Raw genomic sequence first — 21,278 nt, forward strand, 5'->3', positions numbered from 1 at the left:
CTCGCTCAAGACCCAACACCGACTGCCAAATCTCACACAGCCGAGTCTCAAGCTCATTGCGGGGTGCAGTGTAATTGTCCCTATTAACCCAAGTCGGCTCAGGTAAAGCCCGCCTGTCTAGCTTACCGTTGATCGTTAATGGAACAGCATCAATATCTGTGAACGTCGCCGGCACCATGTATTCGGGTAAGCTTTGAGCCAGAGACGCCATGACGCTATCAATGTCCAAAACATGACCCTTTGTTAACATCACATACGCCGCTAAGTATTTAGCCCCATCACGTTCACGGTCTATCACCACGGCTTGCTTCACGCTATCAAGGAGTGATAACGCCGTTTCAATTTCACCTAGCTCAATCCGGTAACCACGGATCTTGACCTGGCTATCGTTACGGCCTAAATACTCCAAATGACCATCGGCTAAGTAACGTACCAAATCACCCGTTTTGTATAAACGCGTATACCCTTTTTCGATGTCTTCAGCCGTGGCAAACGGGTTTTTAATAAAGCTCGCCGCTGTTAAGTCTGGGCGATTAAGATACCCGCGCGCCAAACCTGCGCCACCGATGTAAAGCTCACCAGCCCCCCCAAGAGCAACAGGTTGCAAGCTAGTATTTAAAACATATAGCAGTGTATTATCTATTGCTTTTCCTATTTGAATATCATTGAAATCTTTAAGTAAGTTCTGCGTCACGCATACAGTTCCTTCTGTTGGGCCATATTGATTAAATGTCACCTTAGCAGGCAAGCAAGCTAATGCGTTTAACACATCCCCTCCCGTATGCAGCACCTGCAAGCTAGAATCTTTCAGCTCTTTCGCCATATGATTAACAATAACTGTAGGGATAAAGGCCTTATCGATCTGATACTCGTTGATCATTTTCAATAAAATTTCAGGATTTTTTTGAGCATGCTTAAGCACTATATGTAACGAAGCCCCTGAAAATAAACATGGAAAAAGTTCATAAACCGACGCATCAAAAAACATAATTAGAAAAAAAGTAATACTTTTGTATCTGCTGATATTTCATGCGTTTTAATTATAAATTGAGATAGGTTCACAACTCCCCTATGCTCAATCATCACCCCCTTTGGTTTCCCCGTCGTCCCAGAGGTGTAAATCACATAGGCCAAATCGTTAGCTGTGCTGACTAGGTTTAGTCTTTGGGTTGGCATACTTTCATAACTCGAAGACAAGTCTGCTGACAACAAACTCATATCATCACCCAGAGCAGTTAGCGTCTCAAGATATTGTGACTGCGTCACCACCATCTTGGCATCGGTATCGGTTAAGATGAACTGAGTTCGCTCTGCTGGGTACTCCGGCGAAATAGGCACATACGCACCACCCGCTTTCAGCACCGCTAAAATACTAATCACCATCTCCAGACTTCTGTCCAAATACAGTGGAATTAAGGTATCGGCCTTAAGCTCGTGACCACAGATATCGAGGTGTGTCTGACGGATGCTGTGGGCTAATTGATTGGCTCTTTCATTTAATTCAGCATAGGTGAGCTGCTTGTCTTCAAACACTAAAGCAATGTTATCCGGTGTTTTCGACACCTGCTCATCAAACAACTGATGCAAGGTTTTATCGCTTGGATATGGCGCCTCAGTGTCGTTAAAGCTGTGCAGCAAGGTATTGCGTTCATCCTCACTGATAAAAGATAATGACTGACATAACTGCGCGGGCTTGGCGGCGATTGAGCTTAAGATACACTCAAGCTGATTAAGCAGACGTGTGGCATCCTGGATGCTCAACCAAGCTTCACTAAATCCAAGGTTAACCGTTAAGCTATCCCCTTCCTCAAAAGCTATCACCGACAGCGGATAATCCACTTTCTCTACCGCATCACGGAAAGCTAAATTAGATTCAATCCCAGTATTAAGCTCATCCACCTCCGACAGCGGATAGTTTTCAAACACAAACAAGCTATGGAACAATCGCTCACCGTCTTGTTGCAGACTCGCTAGCGACACTGCACTGTGACTGTTCAACGCCGCAATATCTTTTTGAATCGCTTTTAAGCTAGCGCCAACCGTTAACTCGGCTTGCTCCCAATCAACCATCAATGGCAAGGTATTAATATACAGCCCAACGCTGGACTCAATCCCTTCAACCGGCACATCTCGACCCGATACCGTGGTCCCCACGATTGTTTGACTATCACCACTGTAGGTTTGCAGTAACTTATGCCAAGCAAACTGCAAAGCAACATTTAAGGTCACCCCTTGCGCTTTACACATCGTGGTCAATTGCTTGTAGGCTTGACCTTCCACCTTAAATGCTTGCCCTGCCGGCTCATCCACAGCCTTAACCTGAGATAAGTCCACCTTATGAGTGAGCAGGTTAGATAAATCATTCGCGCCTTGATATTGCGCCTTCACCTCTGACCAATACATATCAGTGTCAGCTTGAGTATGACGATAATATTCTTGCGCAGCCAAATACGCCTTGTCCACCTCGATACGCGGCGCCTCACCTGCCATTAACTGATTGTAATAACCATGCACCGTATCCATCAACACAGGCACACTCCAGCCATCAATAATGCTGTGATGCTCACTTTTTAATACCGTAAACAAGTCATCCGCTTGCTTAATAATCGTAAAACGGACTAACCCCGGCTGAGTTAAATCAAAACCAACAGCCCTATCTTCTTGCTGTATCTCAATGATGACTTGTTCACGCGCCTCAAGCGATAAATGGCTAATATCTTTAACAGTGAAATTATCTTTATTAATACTCGCACCACGGGTTGTCACCTGCAGCATCTCTCCTTGCCAATCAAAAGCTGTGCGAAGGATTGGGAAACGTATCGATGCTAAGCGCCACGCCTCTTGATAGTTATCAAGGTCTAATGCACGTTGATAATCAAATAACATCTGTACACGATAAGCATCATCATCAGGCTGACTAATGTGATGATAGATAAACCCTTGCTGCAAGCTCGTGGCAGGGTAAATAGCTTCTATGTCATATTGGCCTTGTAAGCGATAAAGTTCTGAAACGGAGAATTTATCGAGCCCGTAATCACTCGGTGTCTTAAGTCCGCCTAATTGAGCTTGCTGTTTAGCAGTGTTAATCACCATTGTCAGCGCCGCTTCAAAATCAGCAACAAATAATGCCGTTTGCCCCTGTGATAAACGTGAAATAATACTAAAGCCCAACACCCCTTGCTGTACTGCACCATTGATATTAAGCGCTAAATCATCCTCGTTATCGAACGAGACTTGTACACCCACATCTGTTGATACCAAGCTCCAATCCAGCTCAGCTCCGCTAACACTGCTTTCACCTAATTGGCCTAAATAGTTAAAGCTCACTTCAGGTAATTGACCTGCAACACGCCCAACCTGACGCAAAGCACCATAACCAAGCCCCTTATCGGGTATTGCCCTGAGCATTTCCTTAGTGTGAATGATGGTCTCTGCAGCCGTTTCATAAGCATCAAGCTTCACCGGGTACATACTGGTAAACCAACCCACTGTTTGTGATACATCTAAGGTCTCATCAATCGACTCACGTCCATGCCCCTCCAGTACGATATGATTAACCGACTCTCCAAAGGTACTTTGTAGGGCAATCGTTAGCGCACTTAACAACAAGTCATTAATCTCAGTGTGATAACCGCTATTGGCCTCGCGCAATAAAGTCTCGGTTAACTCATGAGATAACATCACACCTTGCGTTTGCGGCTCACTAAGCTCAGGGAGTATCCGCATATCAGCGGTGACACCTTGCCAGTAAGCCACGTCCTTCTCCGACTTTTTACCATACTCTGTGATGGCACCCACCCATTGCCGATAACTGCTGGTTTTTTCTGGTAAGCTTTGCCCTGTTAGCAGTAGACGCATGTCATCGGCAATAATTCGCCACGACACCGCATCAATAATCAAATGATGAAGTGCAAAGAAAAGACGTGAGCGGCCATCTTCATAGCCTGTCAGCTCTGCAGCCTGCCATAAAGGCCCTGCATCAAGTGCAAAGTCACTCTGCCAAGTCGTTAGTTGCTGATGCAACTCATCATCTGACAACTCACTGACATCACAACTCACTAAAGGTGCCATGGCGCTGCGGGCATCATAACGCTGACCTCTTGATGGTGAAGAGGTAAAGCGAGTACGCAAGACATCATGCTGCTCCGCTAAACTTTCTAGCGCCCTTTCGATGGCAGACAGTGTCACACCTTGAGGTAGCTGCACCATAAAGGCTTGATTCCAGTGATGCTCACTCGCCCATACCCCCATCAAAGAACCATTGCTGAATTGGCAATAAATCAAACTCACCTTCAAGCACGCCTTGCTCGGCAACAATTTCAACCGCTGAGGCTTCTTTTTCTAATGCAGATGCCAATTGCGCCACCGTAGGTGCATCAAAAATCACCTTAACCTGCAAGCTAAAGCCTGCTTGACGTAGTTTAGATACCAGCTGAATACTGATTATCGAATCACCACCACTGCGGAAGAAGTTATCGTGTATCCCCACTCGCTCAAGACCCAACACCGACTGCCAAATCTCACACAGCCGAGTCTCAAGCTCATTGCGGGGTGCAGTGTAATTGTCCCTATTAACCCAAGTCGGCTCAGGTAAAGCCCGCCTGTCTAGCTTACCGTTAATCGTTAATGGAACAGCATCAATATCTGTGAACGTCGCCGGCACCATGTATTCGGGTAAGCTTTGAGCCAGAGACGCCATGACGCTATCAATGTCCAGAACATGACCCTTTGTTAACATCACATACGCCGCTAAGTACTTAGCCCCATCACGTTCACGGTCTATCACCACAGCTTGCTTCACGCTATCGAGGAGTGATAACGCCGTTTCAATTTCACCTAGCTCAATCCGGTAGCCACGGATCTTGACCTGGCTATCGTTACGGCCTAAATACTCCAAATGACCATCGGCTAAGTAACGTACCAAATCACCCGTTTTGTATAAACGCGTATACCCTTTTTCGATGTCTTCAGCCGTGGCAAACGGGTTTTTAATAAAGCTCGCCGCTGTTAAGTCTGGGCGATTAAGATACCCGCGCGCCAAACCTGCGCCACCGATGTAAAGCTCACCAGCCCCCCCAAGAGCAACAGGTTGCAAGCTAGTATTTAAAACATATAGCAGTGTATTATCTATTGCTTTTCCTATTTGAATATCATTGAAATCTTTAAGTAAGTTCTGCGTCACGCATACAGTTCCTTCTGTTGGGCCATATTGATTAAATGTCACCTTAGCAGGCAAGCAAGCTAATGCGTTTAACACATCCCCTCCCGTATGCAGCACCTGCAAGCTAGAATCTTTCAGCTCTTTCGCCATATGATTAACAATAACTGTAGGGATAAAGGCCTTATCGATCTGATACTCGTTGATCATTTTCAATAAAATTTCAGGATTTTTTTGAGCATGCTTAAGCACTATATGTAACGAAGCCCCTGAAAATAAACATGGAAAAAGTTCATAAACCGACGCATCAAAAACATAATTAGAAAAAAGTAATACTTTTGTATCTGCTGATATTTCATGCGTTTTAATTATAAATTGAGATAGGTTCACAACTCCCCTATGCTCAATCATCACCCCCTTTGGTTTCCCCGTCGTCCCAGAGGTGTAAATCACATAGGCCAAATCGTTAGCTGTGCTGACTAGGTTTGGTCTTTGGGTTGGCATACTTTCATAACTCGAAGACAAGTCTGCTGACAACAAACTCATATCATCACCCAGAGCAGTTAGCGTCTCAAGATATTGTGACTGCGTCACCACCATCTTGGCATCGGTATCGGTTAAGATGAACTGAGTTCGCTCTGCTGGGTACTCCGGCGAAATAGGCACATACGCACCACCCGCTTTCAGCACCGCTAAAATACTAATCACCATCTCCAGACTTCTGTCCAAATACAGTGGAATTAAGGTATCGGCCTTAAGCTCGTGACCACAGATATCGAGGTGTGTCTGACGGATGCTGTGGGCTAATTGATTGGCTCTTTCATTTAATTCAGCATAGGTGAGCTGCTTGTCTTCAAACACTAAAGCAATGTTATCCGGTGTTTTCGACACCTGCTCATCAAACAACTGATGCAAGGTTTTATCGCTTGGATATGGCGCCTCAGTGTCGTTAAAGCTGTGCAGCAAGGTATTGCGTTCATCCTCACTGATAAAAGATAATGACTGACATAACTGCGCGGGCTTGGCGGCGATTGAGCTTAAGATACACTCAAGCTGATTAAGCAGACGTGTGGCATCCTGGATGCTCAACCAAGCTTCACTAAATCCAAGGTTAACCGTTAAGCTATCCCCTTCCTCAAAAGCTATCACCGACAGCGGATAATCCACTTTCTCTACCGCATCACGGAAAGCTAAATTAGATTCAATCCCAGTATTAAGCTCATCCACCTCCGACAGCGGATAGTTTTCAAACACAAACAAGCTATGGAACAATCGCTCACCGTCTTGTTGCAGACTCGCTAGCGACACTGCACTGTGACTGTTCAACGCCGCAATATCTTTTTGAATCGCTTTTAAGCTAGCGCCAACCGTTAACTCGGCTTGCTCCCAATCAACCATCAATGGCAAGGTATTAATATACAGCCCAACGCTTGACTCAATCCCTTCAACCGGCACATCTCGACCCGATACCGTGGTCCCCACGATTGTTTGACTATCACCACTGTAGGTTTGCAGTAACTTATGCCAAGCAAACTGCAAAGCAACATTTAAGGTCACCCCTTGCGCTTTACACATCGTGGTCAATTGCTTGTAGGCTTGACCTTCCACCTTAAATGCTTGCCCTGCCGGCTCATCCACAGCCTTAACCTGAGATAAGTCCACCTTATGAGTGAGCAGGTTAGATAAATCATTCGCGCCTTGATATTGCGCCTTCACCTCTGACCAATACATATCAGTGTCAGCTTGAGTATGACGATAATATTCTTGCGCAGCCAAATACGCCTTGTCCACCTCGATACGCGGCGCCTCACCTGCCATTAACTGATTGTAATAACCATGCACCGTATCCATCAACACAGGCACACTCCAGCCATCAATAATGCTGTGATGCTCACTTTTTAATACCGTAAACAAGTCATCCGCTTGCTTAATAATCGTAAAACGGACTAACCCCGGCTGAGTTAAATCAAAACCAACAGCCCTATCTTCTTGCTGTATCTCAATGATGACTTGTTCACGCGCCTCAAGCGATAAATGGCTAATATCTTTAACAGTGAAATTATCTTTATTAATACTCGCACCACGGGTTGTCACCTGCAGCATCTCTCCTTGCCAATCAAAAGCTGTGCGAAGGATTGGGAAACGTATCGATGCTAAGCGCCACGCCTCTTGATAGTTATCAAGGTCTAATGCACGTTGATAATCAAATAACATCTGTACACGATAAGCATCATCATCAGGCTGACTAATGTGATGATAGATAAACCCTTGCTGCAAGCTCGTGGCAGGGTAAATAGCTTCTATGTCATATTGGCCTTGTAAGCGATAAAGTTCTGAAACGGAGAATTTATCGAGCCCGTAATCACTCGGTGTCTTAAGTCCGCCTAATTGAGCTTGCTGTTTAGCAGTGTTAATCACCATTGTCAGCGCCGCTTCAAAATCAGCAACAAATAATGCCGTTTGCCCCTGTGATAAACGTGAAATAATACTAAAGCCCAACACCCCTTGCTGTACTGCACCATTGATATTAAGCGCTAAATCATCCTCGTTATCGAACGAGACTTGTACACCCACATCTGTTGATACCAAGCTCCAATCCAGCTCAGCTCCGCTAACACTGCTTTCACCTAATTGGCCTAAATAGTTAAAGCTCACTTCAGGTAATTGACCTGCAACACGCCCAACCTGACGCAAAGCACCATAACCAAGCCCCTTATCGGGTATTGCCCTGAGCATTTCCTTAGTGTGAATGATGGTCTCTGCAGCCGTTTCATAAGCATCAAGCTTCACCGGGTACATACTGGTAAACCAACCCACTGTTTGTGATACATCTAAGGTCTCATCAATCGACTCACGTCCATGCCCCTCCAGTACGATATGATTAACCGACTCTCCAAAGGTACTTTGTAGGGCAATCGTTAGCGCACTTAACAACAAGTCATTAATCTCAGTGTGATAACCGCTATTGGCCTCGCGCAATAAAGTCTCGGTTAACTCATGAGATAACATCACACCTTGCGTTTGCGGCTCACTAAGCTCAGGGAGTATCCGCATATCAGCGGTGACACCTTGCCAGTAAGCCACGTCCTTCTCCGACTTTTTACCATACTCTGTGATGGCACCCACCCATTGCCGATAACTGCTGGTTTTTTCTGGTAAGCTTTGCCCTGTTAGCAGTAGACGCATGTCATCGGCAATAATTCGCCACGACACCGCATCAATAATCAAATGATGAAGTGCAAAGAAAAGACGTGAGCGGCCATCTTCATAGCCTGTCAGCTCTGCAGCCTGCCATAAAGGCCCTGCATCAAGTGCAAAGTCACTCTGCCAAGTCGTTAGTTGCTGATGCAACTCATCATCTGACAACTCACTGACATCACAACTCACTAAAGGTGCCATGGTGCTGCGGGCATCATAACGCTGACCTCTTGATGGTGAAGAGGTAAAGCGAGTACGCAAGACATCATGCTGCTCCGCTAAACTTTCTAGCGCCCTTTCGATGGCAGACAGTGTCACACCTTGAGGTAGCTGCACCATAAAGGCTTGATTCCAGTGATGCTCACTCGCCCATACCCCCATCAAAGAACCATTGCTGAATTGGCAATAAATCAAACTCACCTTCAAGCACGCCTTGCTCGGCAACAATTTCAACCGCTGAGGCTTCTTTTTCTAATGCAGATGCCAATTGCGCCACCGTAGGTGCATCAAAAATCACCTTAACCTGCAAGCTAAAGCCTGCTTGACGTAGTTTAGATACCAGCTGAATACTGATTATCGAATCACCACCACTGCGGAAAAAGTTATCGTGTATCCCCACTCGCTCAAGACCCAACACCGACTGCCAAATCTCACACAGCCGAGTCTCAAGCTCATTGCGGGGTGCAGTGTAATTGTCCCTATTAACCCAAGTCGGCTCAGGTAAAGCCCGCCTGTCTAGCTTACCGTTAATCGTTAATGGAACAGCATCAATATCTGTGAACGTCGCCGGCACCATGTATTCGGGTAAGCTTTGAGCCAGAGACGCCATGACGCTATCAATGTCCAAAACATGACCCTTTGTTAACATCACATACGCCGCTAAGTATTTAGCCCCATCACGTTCACGGTCTATCACCACAGCTTGCTTCACGCTATCGAGGAGTGATAACGCCGTTTCAATTTCACCTAGCTCAATCCGGTAACCACGGATCTTGACCTGGCTATCGTTACGGCCTAAATACTCCAAATGACCATCGGCTAAGTAACGTACCAAATCACCCGTTTTGTATAAACGCGTATACCCTTTTTCGATGTCTTCAGCCGTGGCAAACGGGTTTTTAATAAAGCTCGCCGCTGTTAAGTCTGGGCAATTAAGATACCCGCGCGCCAAACCTGCGCCACCAATGTAAAGCTCACCGCTGACGCCCAATGGCGTTAGCTCTAAATGCTCATCGATCACATAAAAGCCAATATTGTCAATAGCTCGCCCAATAGGCACGCTCGCGTTAAAGCTATCACGAGTATCGAAATAACTGACATCAATAGCCGCCTCTGTCGGGCCATACAAGTTAAACAGACAGGTATTCGGCTCACTTACTTGGTTAAATTCTCCAACCTGAGTCACCCCCAGAGCTTCTCCGCTACAGAAAACCTGATTAATTCGGGCAGAAAACTGCTGCGATGATTCTTTTAAATAATGACTAAAAGCACTGAGCATCGAAGGCACAAAATGCAGAGTGGTGATCCCTGCATCACAAATCAGCGCCTGCAATAATTCTGGTTGCTTATGCACCACTGGAGCAGCAATTACAATTTGAGCCCCTACTTGATTAGCCCAGAGTAATTCCCACACCGAGACATCAAAAAATATACGGTGTTTTTTGTAATACTCGGTCATTTTCCGCCAGTGGATATTCTTTTTGCATCCAATAAATGCGGTTCACCACAGCATCATGGGCCAACATAACCCCCTTTGGCTTCCCAGTCGTCCCAGAGGTGTAAATCACATAGGCCAAATCGTTAGCTGTGCTGACTAGGTTTGGTCTTTGGGTTGGCATACTTTCATAACTCGAAGACAAGTCTGCTGACAACAAACTCATATCATCACCCAGAGCAGTTAGCGTCTCAAGATATTGTGACTGCGTCACCACCATCTTGGCATCGGTATCGGTTAAGATGAACTGAGTTCGCTCTGCTGGGTACTCCGGCGAAATAGGCACATACGCACCACCCGCTTTCAGCACCGCTAAAATACTAATCACCATCTCCAGACTTCTGTCCAAATACAGTGGAATTAAGGTATCGGCCTTAAGCTCGTGACCACAGATATCGAGGTGTGTCTGACGGATGCTGTGGGCTAATTGATTGGCTCTTTCATTTAATTCAGCATAGGTGAGCTGCTTGTCTTCAAACACTAAAGCAATGTTATCCGGTGTTTTCGACACCTGCTCATCAAACAACTGATGCAAGGTTTTATCGCTTGGATATGGCGCCTCAGTGTCGTTAAAGCTGTGCAGCAAGGTATTGCGTTCATCCTCACTGATAAAAGATAATGACTGACATAACTGCGCGGGCTTGGCGGCGATTGAGCTTAAGATACACTCAAGCTGATTAAGCAGACGTGTGGCATCCTGGATGCTCAACCAAGCTTCACTAAATCCAAGGTTAACCGTTAAGCTATCCCCTTCCTCAAAAGCTATCACCGACAGCGGATAATCCACTTTCTCTACCGCATCACGGAAAGCTAAATTAGATTCAATCCCAGTATTAAGCTCATCCACCTCCGACAGCGGATAGTTTTCAAACACAAACAAGCTATGGAACAATCGCTCACCGTCTTGTTGCAGACTCGCTAGCGACACTGCACTGTGACTGTTCAACGCCGCAATATCTTTTTGAATCGCTTTTAAGCTAGCGCCAACCGTTAACTCGGCTTGCTCCCAATCAACCATCAATGGCAAGGTATTAATATACAGCCCAACGCTTGACTCAATCCCTTCAACCGGCACATCTCGACCCGATACCGTGGTCCCCACGATTGTTTGACTATCACCACTGTAGGTTTGCAGTAACTTATGCCAAGCAAACTGCAAAGCAACATTTAAGGTCACCCCTTGCGCTTTACACATCGTGGTCAATTGCTTGTAGGCTTGACCTTCCACCTTAAATGCTTGCCCTGCCGGCTCATCCACAGCCTTAACCTGAGATAAGTCCACCTTATGAGTGAGCAGGTTAGATAAATCATTCGCGCCTTGATATTGCGCCTTCACCTCTGACCAATACATATCAGTGTCAGCTTGAGTATGACGATAATATTCTTGCGCAGCCAAATACGCCTTGTCCACCTCGATACGCGGCGCCTCACCTGCCATTAACTGATTGTAATAACCATGCACCGTATCCATCAACACAGGCACACTCCAGCCATCAATAATGCTGTGATGCTCACTTTTTAATACCGTAAACAAGTCATCCGCTTGCTTAATAATCGTAAAACGGACTAACCCCGGCTGAGTTAAATCAAAACCAACAGCCCTATCTTCTTGCTGTATCTCAATGATGACTTGCTCACGCGCCTCAAGCGATAAATGGCTAATATCTTTAACAGTGAAATTATCTTTATTAATACTCGCACCACGGGTTGTCACCTGCAGCATCTCTCCTTGCCAATCAAAAGCTGTGCGAAGGATTGGGAAACGTATCGATGCTAAGCGCCACGCCTCTTGATAGTTATCAAGGTCTAATGCACGTTGATAATCAAATAACATCTGTACACGATAAGCATCATCATCAGGCTGACTAATGTGATGATAGATAAACCCTTGCTGCAAGCTCGTGGCAGGGTAAATAGCTTCTATGTCATATTGGCCTTGTAAGCGATAAAGTTCTGAAACGGAGAATTTATCGAGCCCGTAATCACTCGGTGTCTTAAGTCCGCCTAATTGAGCTTGCTGTTTAGCAGTGTTAATCACCATTGTCAGCGCCGCTTCAAAATCAGCAACAAATAATGCCGTTTGCCCCTGTGATAAACGTGAAATAATACTAAAGCCCAACACCCCTTGCTGTACTGCACCATTGATATTAAGCGCTAAATCATCCTCGTTATCGAACGAGACTTGTACACCCACATCTGTTGATACCAAGCTCCAATCCAGCTCAGCTCCGCTAACACTGCTTTCACCTAATTGGCCTAAATAGTTAAAGCTCACTTCAGGTAATTGACCTGCAACACGCCCAACCTGACGCAAAGCACCATAACCAAGCCCCTTATCGGGTATTGCCCTGAGCATTTCCTTAGTGTGAATGATGGTCTCTGCAGCCGTTTCATAAGCATCAAGCTTCACCGGGTACATACTGGTAAACCAACCCACTGTTTGTGATACATCTAAGGTCTCATCAATCGACTCACGTCCATGCCCCTCCAGTACGATATGATTAACCGACTCTCCAAAGGTACTTTGTAGGGCAATCGTTAGCGCACTTAACAACAAGTCATTAATCTCAGTGTGATAACCGCTATTGGCCTCGCGCAATAAAGTCTCGGTTAACTCATGAGATAACATCACACCTTGCGTTTGCGGCTCACTAAGCTCAGGGAGTATCCGCATATCAGCGGTGACACCTTGCCAGTAAGCCACGTCCTTCTCCGACTTTTTACCATACTCTGTGATGGCACCCACCCATTGCCGATAACTGCTGGTTTTTTCTGGTAAGCTTTGCCCTGTTAGCAGTAGACGCATGTCATCGGCAATAATTCGCCACGACACCGCATCAATAATCAAATGATGAAGTGCAAAGAAAAGACGTGAGCGGCCATCTTCATAGCCTGTCAGCTCTGCAGCCTGCCATAAAGGCCCTGCATCAAGTGCAAAGTCACTCTGCCAAGTCGTTAGTTGCTGATGCAACTCATCATCTGACAACTCACTGACATCACAACTCACTAAAGGTGCCATGGTGCTGCGGGCATCATAACGCTGACCTCTTGATGGTGAAGAGGTAAAGCGAGTACGCAAGACATCATGCTGCTCCGCTAAACTTTCTAGCGCCCTTTCGATGGCAGACAGTGTCACACCTTGAGGTAGCTGCACCATAAAGGCTTGATTCCAGTGATGCTCACTCGCCCATACCCCATCAAAGAACCATTGCTGAATTGGCAATAAATCAAACTCACCTTCAAGCACGCCTTGCTCGGCAACAATTTCAACCGCTGAGGCTTCTTTTTCTAATGCAGATGCCAATTGCGCCACCGTAGGTGCATCAAAAATCACCTTAACCTGCAAGCTAAAGCCTGCTTGACGTAGTTTAGATACCAGCTGAATACTGATTATCGAATCACCACCACTGCGGAAAAAAGTTATCGTGTATCCCCACTCGCTCAAGACCCAACACCGACTGCCAAATCTCACACAGCCGAGTCTCAAGCTCATTGCGGGGTGCAGTGTAATTGTCCCTATTAACCCAAGTCGGCTCAGGTAAAGCCCGCCTGTCTAGCTTACCGTTAATCGTTAATGGAACAGCATCAATATCTGTGAACGTCGCCGGCACCATGTATTCGGGTAAGCTTTGAGCCAGAGACGCCATGACGCTATCAATGTCCAAAACATGACCCTTTGTTAACATCACATACGCCGCTAAGTATTTAGCCCCATCACGTTCACGGTCTATCACCACAGCTTGCTTCACGCTATCGAGGAGTGATAACGCCGTTTCAATTTCACCTAGCTCAATCCGGTAACCACGGATCTTGACCTGGCTATCGTTACGGCCTAAATACTCCAAATGACCATCGGCTAAGTAACGTACCAAATCACCCGTTTTGTATAAACGCGTATACCCTTTTTCGATGTCTTCAGCCGTGGCAAACGGGTTTTTAATAAAGCTCGCCGCTGTTAAGTCTGGGCAATTAAGATACCCGCGCGCCAAACCTGCGCCACCAATGTAAAGCTCACCGCTGACGCCCAATGGCGACAATTTCCTATCACTGTCCAACACATAGACTTTTCGAGTATTAATTGGCTTGCCAATAGGAACTGACCCACCAAAATGATCGCAATCATAAGTGGTCGTAAACGTCGTGCTTTCTGTTGGACCATAACCATTTAATACTTTCTCAGGTCGACTTTCCTGCGCCAGTAACTGCCGTATCAAGTCTGGCGTCAAGGCCTCTCCACCCACTAATAAGTAACGCAAGTTGGCAAACAGCTCCATATCTTGAACATACAAGCTATCGAACAAGGCGCGGGTTAGCCATAAAACGCTAATTTTATGACTACTTAGTAAATGGCGAATTTGCTCAACAGATATATGAGCATTGCGAGTCGGCAACACCAGTTTTGCCCCATACGTTAATGCGCCCCACAACTCGAAGGTGGCGGCATCAAAACTAGCGTCAGACAGCTGCAAGAAAACATCATCAGCAGACAAATCAACATAAGCATTGTTTTGCACTAAGGAAGTGATCCCTTGGTGTGGCGTTAAGACCCCTTTGGGCTTACCTGTAGTACCCGAGGTGTAAATCACATAGGCCAAATCGTTAGCTGTGCTGACTAGGTTTAGTCTTTGGGTTGGCATACTTTCATAACTCGAAGACAAGTCTGCTGACAACAAACTCATATCATCACCCAGAGCAGTTAGCGTCTCAAGATATTGTGACTGCGTCACCACCATCTTGGCATCGGTATCGGTTAAGATGAACTGAGTTCGCTCTGCTGGGTACTCCGGCGAAATAGGCACATACGCACCACCCGCTTTCAGCACCGCTAAAATACTAATCACCATCTCCAGACTTCTGTCCAAATACAGTGGAATTAAGGTATCGGCCTTAAGCTCGTGACCACAGATATCGAGGTGTGTCTGACGGATGCTGTGGGCTAATTGATTGGCTCTTTCATTTAATTCAGCATAGGTGAGCTGCTTGTCTTCAAACACCAAAGCAATGTTATCCGGCGTTTTCGACACCTGCTCATCAAACAACTGATGCAAGGTTTTATCGCTTGGGTATGGCGCCTCAGTGTCGTTAAAGCTGTGCAGCAAGGTATTGCGTTCATCCTCACTGATAAAAGATAATGACTGACATAACTGCGCGGGCTTGGCGGCGATTGAGCTTAAGATACACTCAAGCTGATTAAGCAGACGTGTGGCATCCTGGATGCTCAACCAAGCTTCACTAAATCCAAGGTTAACCGTTAAGCTATCCCCTTCCTCAAAAGCTATCACCGACAGCGGATAATCCACTTTCTCTACCGCATCACGGAAAGCTAAATTAGATTCAATCCCAGTATTAAGCTCATCCACCTCCGACAGCGGATAGTTTTCAAACACAAACAAGCTATGGAACAATCGCTCACCGTCTTGTTGCAGACTCGCTAGCGACACTGCACTGTGACTGTTCAACGCCGCAATATCTTTTTGAATCGCTTTTAAGCTAGCGCCAACCGTTAACTCGGCTTGCTCCCAATCAACCATCAATGGCAAGGTATTAATATACAGCCCAACGCTGGACTCAATCCCTTCAACCGGCACATCTCGACCCGATACCGTGGTCCCCACGATTGTTTGACTATCACCACTGTAGGTTTGCAGTAACTTATGCCAAGCAAACTGCAAAGCAACATTTAAGGTCACCCCTTGCGCTTTACACATCGTGGTCAATTGCTTGTAGGCTTGACCTTCCACCTTAAATGCTTGCCCTGCCGGCTCATCCACAGCCTTAACCTGAGATAAGTCCACCTTATGAGTGAGCAAGTTAGATAAATCATTCGCGCCTTGATATTGCGCCTTCACCTCTGACCAATACATATCAGTGTCAGCTTGAGTATGACGGTAATATTCTTGCGCAGCCAAATACGCCTTGTCCACCTCGATACGCGGCGCCTCACCTGCCATTAACTGATTGTAATAACCATGCACCGTATCCATCAACACAGGCACACTCCAGCCATCAATAATGCTGTGATGCTCACTTTTTAATACCGTAAACAAGTCATCCGCTTGCTTAATAATCGTAAAACGGACTAACCCCGGCTGAGTTAAATCAAAACCAACAGCCCTATCTTCTTGCTGTATCTCAATGATGACTTGCTCACGCGCCTCAAGCGATAAATGGCTAATATCTTTAACAGTGAAATTATCTTTATTAATACTCGCACCACGGGTTGTCACCTGCAGCATCTCTCCTTGCCAATCAAAAGCTGTGCGAAGGATTGGGAAACGTATCGATGCTAAGCGCCACGCCTCTTGATAGTTATCAAGGTCTAATGCACGTTGATAATCAAATAACATCTGTACACGATAAGCATCATCATCAGGCTGACTAATGTGATGATAGATAAACCCTTGCTGCAAGCTCGTGGCAGGGTAAATAGCTTCTATGTCATATTGGCCTTGTAAGCGATAAAGTTCTGAAACGGAGAATTTATCGAGCCCGTAATCACTCGGTGTCTTAAGTCCGCCTAATTGAGCTTGCTGTTTAGCAGTGTTAATCACCATTGTCAGCGCCGCTTCAAAATCAGCAACAAATAATGCCGTTTGCCCCTGTGATAAACGTGAAATAATACTAAAGCCCAACACCCCTTGCTGTACTGCACCATTGATATTAAGCGCTAAATCATCCTCGTTATCGAACGAGACTTGTACACCCACATCTGTTGATACCAAGCTCCAATCCAGCTCAGCTCCGCTAACACTGCTTTCACCTAATTGGCCTAAATAGTTAAAGCTCACTTCAGGTAATTGACCTGCAACACGCCCAACCTGACGCAAAGCACCATAACCAAGCCCCCTTATCGGGTATTGCCCTGAGCATTTCCTTAGTGTGAATGATGGTCTCTGCAGCCGTTTCATAAGCATCAAGCTTCACCGGGTACATACTGGTAAACCAACCCACTGTTTGTGATACATCTAAGGTCTCATCAATCGACTCACGTCCATGCCCCTCCAGTACGATATGATTAACCGACTCTCCAAAGGTACTTTGTAGGGCAATCGTTAGCGCACTTAACAACAAGTCATTAATCTCAGTGTGATAACCGCTATTGGCCTCGCGCAATAAAGTCTCGGTTAACTCATGAGATAACATCACACCTTGCGTTTGCGGCTCACTAAGCTCAGGGAGTATCCGCATATCAGCGGTGACACCTTGCCAGTAAGCCACGTCCTTCTCCGACTTTTTTACCATACTCTGTGATGGCACCCACCCATTGCCGATAACTGCTGGTTTTTTCTGGTAAGCTTTGCCCTGTTAGCAGTAGACGCATGTCATCGGCAATAATTCGCCACGACACCGCATCAATAATCAAATGATGAAGTGCAAAGAAAAGACGTGAGCGGCCATCTTCATAGCCTGTCAGCTCTGCAGCCTGCCATAAAGGCCCTGCATCAAGTGCAAAGTCACTCTGCCAAGTCGTTAGTTGCTGATGCAACTCATCATCTGACAACTCACTGACATCACAACTCACTAAAGGTGCCATGGTGCTGCGGGCATCATAACGCTGACCTCTTGATGGTGAAGAGGTAAAGCGAGTACGCAAGACATCATGCTGCTCCGCTAAACTTTCTAGCGCCCTTTCGATGGCAGACAGTGTCACACCTTGAGGTAGCTGCACCATAAAGGCTTGATTCCAGTGATGCTCACTCGCCCATACCCCCATCAAAGAACCATTGCTGAATTGGCAATAAATCAAACTCACCTTCAAGCACGCCTTGCTCGGCAACAATTTCAACCGCTGAGGCTTCTTTTTCTAATGCAGATGCCAATTGCGCCACCGTAGGTGCATCAAAAATCACCTTAACCTGCAAGCTAAAGCCTGCTTGACGTAGTTTAGATACCAGCTGAATACTGATTATCGAATCACCACCACTGCGGAAAAAGTTATCGTGTATCCCCACTCGCTCAAGACCCAACACCGACTGCCAAATCTCACACAGCCGAGTCTCAAGCTCATTGCGGGGTGCAGTGTAATTGTCCCTATTAACCCAAGTCGGCTCAGGTAAAGCCCGCCTGTCTAGCTTACCGTTGATCGTTAATGGAACAGCATCAATATCTGTGAACGTCGCCGGCACCATGTATTCGGGTAAGCTTTGAGCCAGAGACGCCATGACGCTATCAATGTCCAAAACATGACCCTTTGTTAACATCACATACGCCGCTAAGTATTTAGCCCCATCACGTTCACGGTCTATCACCACAGCTTGCTTCACGCTATCGAGGAGTGATAACGCCGTTTCAATTTCACCTAGCTCAATCCGGTAGCCACGGATCTTGACCTGGCTATCGTTACGGCCTAAATACTCCAAATGACCATCGGCTAAGTAACGTACCAAATCACCCGTTTTGTATAAACGCGTATACCCTTTTTCGATGTCTTCATCCGTGGCAAACGGGTTTTTAATAAAGCTCGCCGCTGTTAAGTCTGGGCAATTAAGATACCCGCGCGCCAAACCTGCGCCACCAATGTAAAGCTCACCGCTGACGCCCAATGGCGTTAGCTCTAAATGCTCATCGATCACATAAAAGCCAATATTGTCAATAGCTCGCCCAATAGGCACGCTCGCGTTAAAGCTATCACGAGTATCGAAATAACTGACATCAATAGCCGCCTCTGTCGGGCCATACAAGTTAAACAGACAGGTATTCGGCTCACTTACTTGGTTAAATTCTCCAACCTGAGTCACCCCCAGAGCTTCTCCGCTACAGAAAACCTGATTAATTCGGGCAGAAAACTGCTGCGATGATTCTTTTAAATAATGACTAAAAGCACTGAGCATCGAAGGCACAAAATGCAGAGTGGTGATCCCTGCATCACAAATCAGCGCCTGCAATAATTCTGGTTGCTTATGCACCACTGGAGCAGCAATTACAATTTGAGCCCCTACTTGATTAGCCCAGAGTAATTCCCACACCGAGACATCAAAAATATACGGTGTTTTTTGTAATACTCGGTCATTTTCCGCCAGTGGATATTCTTTTTGCATCCAATAAATGCGGTTCACCACAGCATCATGGGCCAACATAACCCCCTTTGGCTTCCCAGTCGTCCCAGAGGTGTAAATCACATAGGCCAAATCGTTAGCTGTGCTGACTAGGTTTGGTCTTTGGGTTGGCATACTTTCATAACTCGAAGACAAGTCTGCTGACAACAAACTCATATCATCACCCAGAGCAGTTAGCGTCTCAAGATATTGTGACTGCGTCACCACCATCTTGGCATCGGTATCGGTTAAGATGAACTGAGTTCGCTCTGCTGGGTACTCCGGCGAAATAGGCACATACGCACCACCCGCTTTCAGCACCGCTAAAATACTAATCACCATCTCCAGACTTCTGTCCAAATACAGTGGAATTAAGGTATCGGCCTTAAGCTCGTGACCACAGATATCGAGGTGTGTCTGACGGATGCTGTGGGCTAATTGATTGGCTCTTTCATTTAATTCAGCATAGGTGAGCTGCTTGTCTTCAAACACTAAAGCAATGTTATCCGGTGTTTTCGACACCTGCTCATCAAACAACTGATGCAAGGTTTTATCGCTTGGATATGGCGCCTCAGTGTCGTTAAAGCTGTGCAGCAAGGTATTGCGTTCATCCTCACTGATAAAAGATAATGACTGACATAACTGCGCGGGCTTGGCGGCGATTGAGCTTAAGATACACTCAAGCTGATTAAGCAGACGTGTGGCATCCTGGATGCTCAACCAAGCTTCACTAAATCCAAGGTTAACCGTTAAGCTATCCCCTTCCTCAAAAGCTATCACCGACAGCGGATAATCCACTTTCTCTACCGCATCACGGAAAGCTAAATTAGATTCAATCCCAGTATTAAGCTCATCCACCTCCGACAGCGGATAGTTTTCAAACACAAACAAGCTATGGAACAATCGCTCACCGTCTTGTTGCAGACTCGCTAGCGACACTGCACTGTGACTGTTCAACGCCGCAATATCTTTTTGAATCGCTTTTAAGCTAGCGCCAACCGTTAACTCGGCTTGCTCCCAATCAACCATCAATGGCAAGGTATTAATATACAGCCCAACGCTTGACTCAATCCCTTCAACCGGCACATCTCGACCCGATACCGTGGTCCCCACGATTGTTTGACTATCACCACTGTAGGTTTGCAGTAACTTATGCCAAGCAAACTGCAAAGCAACATTTAAGGTCACCCCTTGCGCTTTACACATCGTGGTCAATTGCTTGTAGGCTTGACCTTCCACCTTAAATGCTTGCCCTGCCGGCTCATCCACAGCCTTAACCTGAGATAAGTCCACCTTATGAGTGAGCAGGTTAGATAAATCATTCGCGCCTTGATATTGCGCCTTCACCTCTGACCAATACATATCAGTGTCAGCTTGAGTATGACGATAATATTCTTGCGCAGCCAAATACGCCTTGTCCACCTCGATACGCGGCGCCTCACCTGCCATTAACTGATTGTAATAACCATGCACCGTATCCATCAACACAGGCACACTCCAGCCATCAATAATGCTGTGATGCTCACTTTTTAATACCGTAAACAAGTCATCCGCTTGCTTAATAATCGTAAAACGGACTAACCCCGGCTGAGTTAAATCAAAACCAACAGCCCTATCTTCTTGCTGTATCTCAATGATGACTTGCTCACGCGCCTCAAGCGATAAATGGCTAATATCTTTAACAGTGAAATTATCTTTATTAATACTCGCACCACGGGTTGTCACCTGCAGCATCTCTCCTTGCCAATCAAAAGCTGTGCGAAGGATTGGGAAACGTATCGATGCTAAGCGCCACGCCTCTTGATAGTTATCAAGGTCTAATGCACGTTGATAATCAAATAACATCTGTACACGATAAGCATCATCATCAGGCTGACTAATGTGATGATAGATAAACCCTTGCTGCAAGCTCGTGGCAGGGTAAATAGCTTCTATGTTATTAGAGAACTCTTTAGTTATCGTTTCAACTTTAACTAACTCAATAAAATCTTGTGCATCATAAATCTTATTTTGATGTAAAAAACGTAATAAGTTGTCTTTATTATTTTTAATATTACTGACAACATTCGAACATACATTTTCACCTTCAAATGCTAATTTTAATTTATCACCAGAAGCCCAAATGGAAACATTTAGCTCACTTAATTCCTTTAATAGATTTAGCATTGTTTAC

7 protein-coding genes and 1 pseudogene are annotated in these 21,278 nt (G+C 45.9%); all 8 read right to left on the reverse strand.

What is annotated here, in order from left to right; all coding sequences use genetic code 11:
- Window positions 1-988, reverse strand: a 988-nt coding sequence (locus tag HQQ94_RS00005; RefSeq protein ID WP_173292474.1) for an AMP-binding protein, incomplete at its 3' end; no start/stop codon positions are given.
- Window positions 989-990: 2 nt separating this feature from the next.
- Complete coding sequence (locus tag HQQ94_RS00010; RefSeq protein WP_173292476.1) at window positions 991-4,290, reverse strand: condensation domain-containing protein; 3,300 nt, start codon at window positions 4,288-4,290, stop codon at window positions 991-993.
- On the reverse strand, window positions 4,232-8,776 hold the full coding sequence (locus HQQ94_RS00015) for a non-ribosomal peptide synthetase (RefSeq protein WP_173292478.1): 4,545 nt from the start codon (window positions 8,774-8,776) through the stop codon (window positions 4,232-4,234). The genes HQQ94_RS00010 and HQQ94_RS00015 overlap by 59 nt, the downstream gene beginning before the upstream one ends.
- Entirely contained in the window at window positions 8,718-10,034 is a 1,317-nt protein-coding gene (locus HQQ94_RS00020) for an AMP-binding protein (RefSeq protein ID WP_173292480.1), read from the reverse strand. The genes HQQ94_RS00015 and HQQ94_RS00020 overlap by 59 nt, the downstream gene beginning before the upstream one ends.
- Window positions 9,997-13,515: a condensation domain-containing protein gene (locus tag HQQ94_RS00025; protein WP_173292482.1), complete on the reverse strand. Its 3,519-nt coding sequence runs from the start codon at window positions 13,513-13,515 to the stop codon at window positions 9,997-9,999. Before HQQ94_RS00025 ends, HQQ94_RS00020 begins: the two co-directional genes overlap by 38 nt.
- The gene (locus HQQ94_RS00030) at window positions 13,469-16,897 is read right to left on the reverse strand and encodes an amino acid adenylation domain-containing protein (RefSeq protein WP_173292484.1); all 3,429 of its coding nucleotides are present in this window, start codon (window positions 16,895-16,897) and stop codon (window positions 13,469-13,471) included. The genes HQQ94_RS00025 and HQQ94_RS00030 overlap by 47 nt, the downstream gene beginning before the upstream one ends.
- Window positions 16,860-17,784 (reverse strand): annotated as a pseudogene (locus HQQ94_RS23025) (condensation domain-containing protein). The gene HQQ94_RS00030 and the pseudogene HQQ94_RS23025 overlap by 38 nt, the downstream one beginning before the upstream one ends.
- A complete protein-coding gene (locus HQQ94_RS00045; protein WP_173292490.1) occupies window positions 17,765-21,271 on the reverse strand; it encodes a non-ribosomal peptide synthetase in 3,507 nt (1,168 codons plus the stop codon). Before HQQ94_RS00045 ends, HQQ94_RS23025 begins: the two are co-directional and overlap by 20 nt.
- Window positions 21,272-21,278 lie beyond the last annotated feature (7 nt).

Origin of the sequence: Shewanella sp. VB17, from assembly GCF_013248905.1 — a bacterium.
Taxonomy (GTDB): domain Bacteria; phylum Pseudomonadota; class Gammaproteobacteria; order Enterobacterales; family Shewanellaceae; genus Shewanella.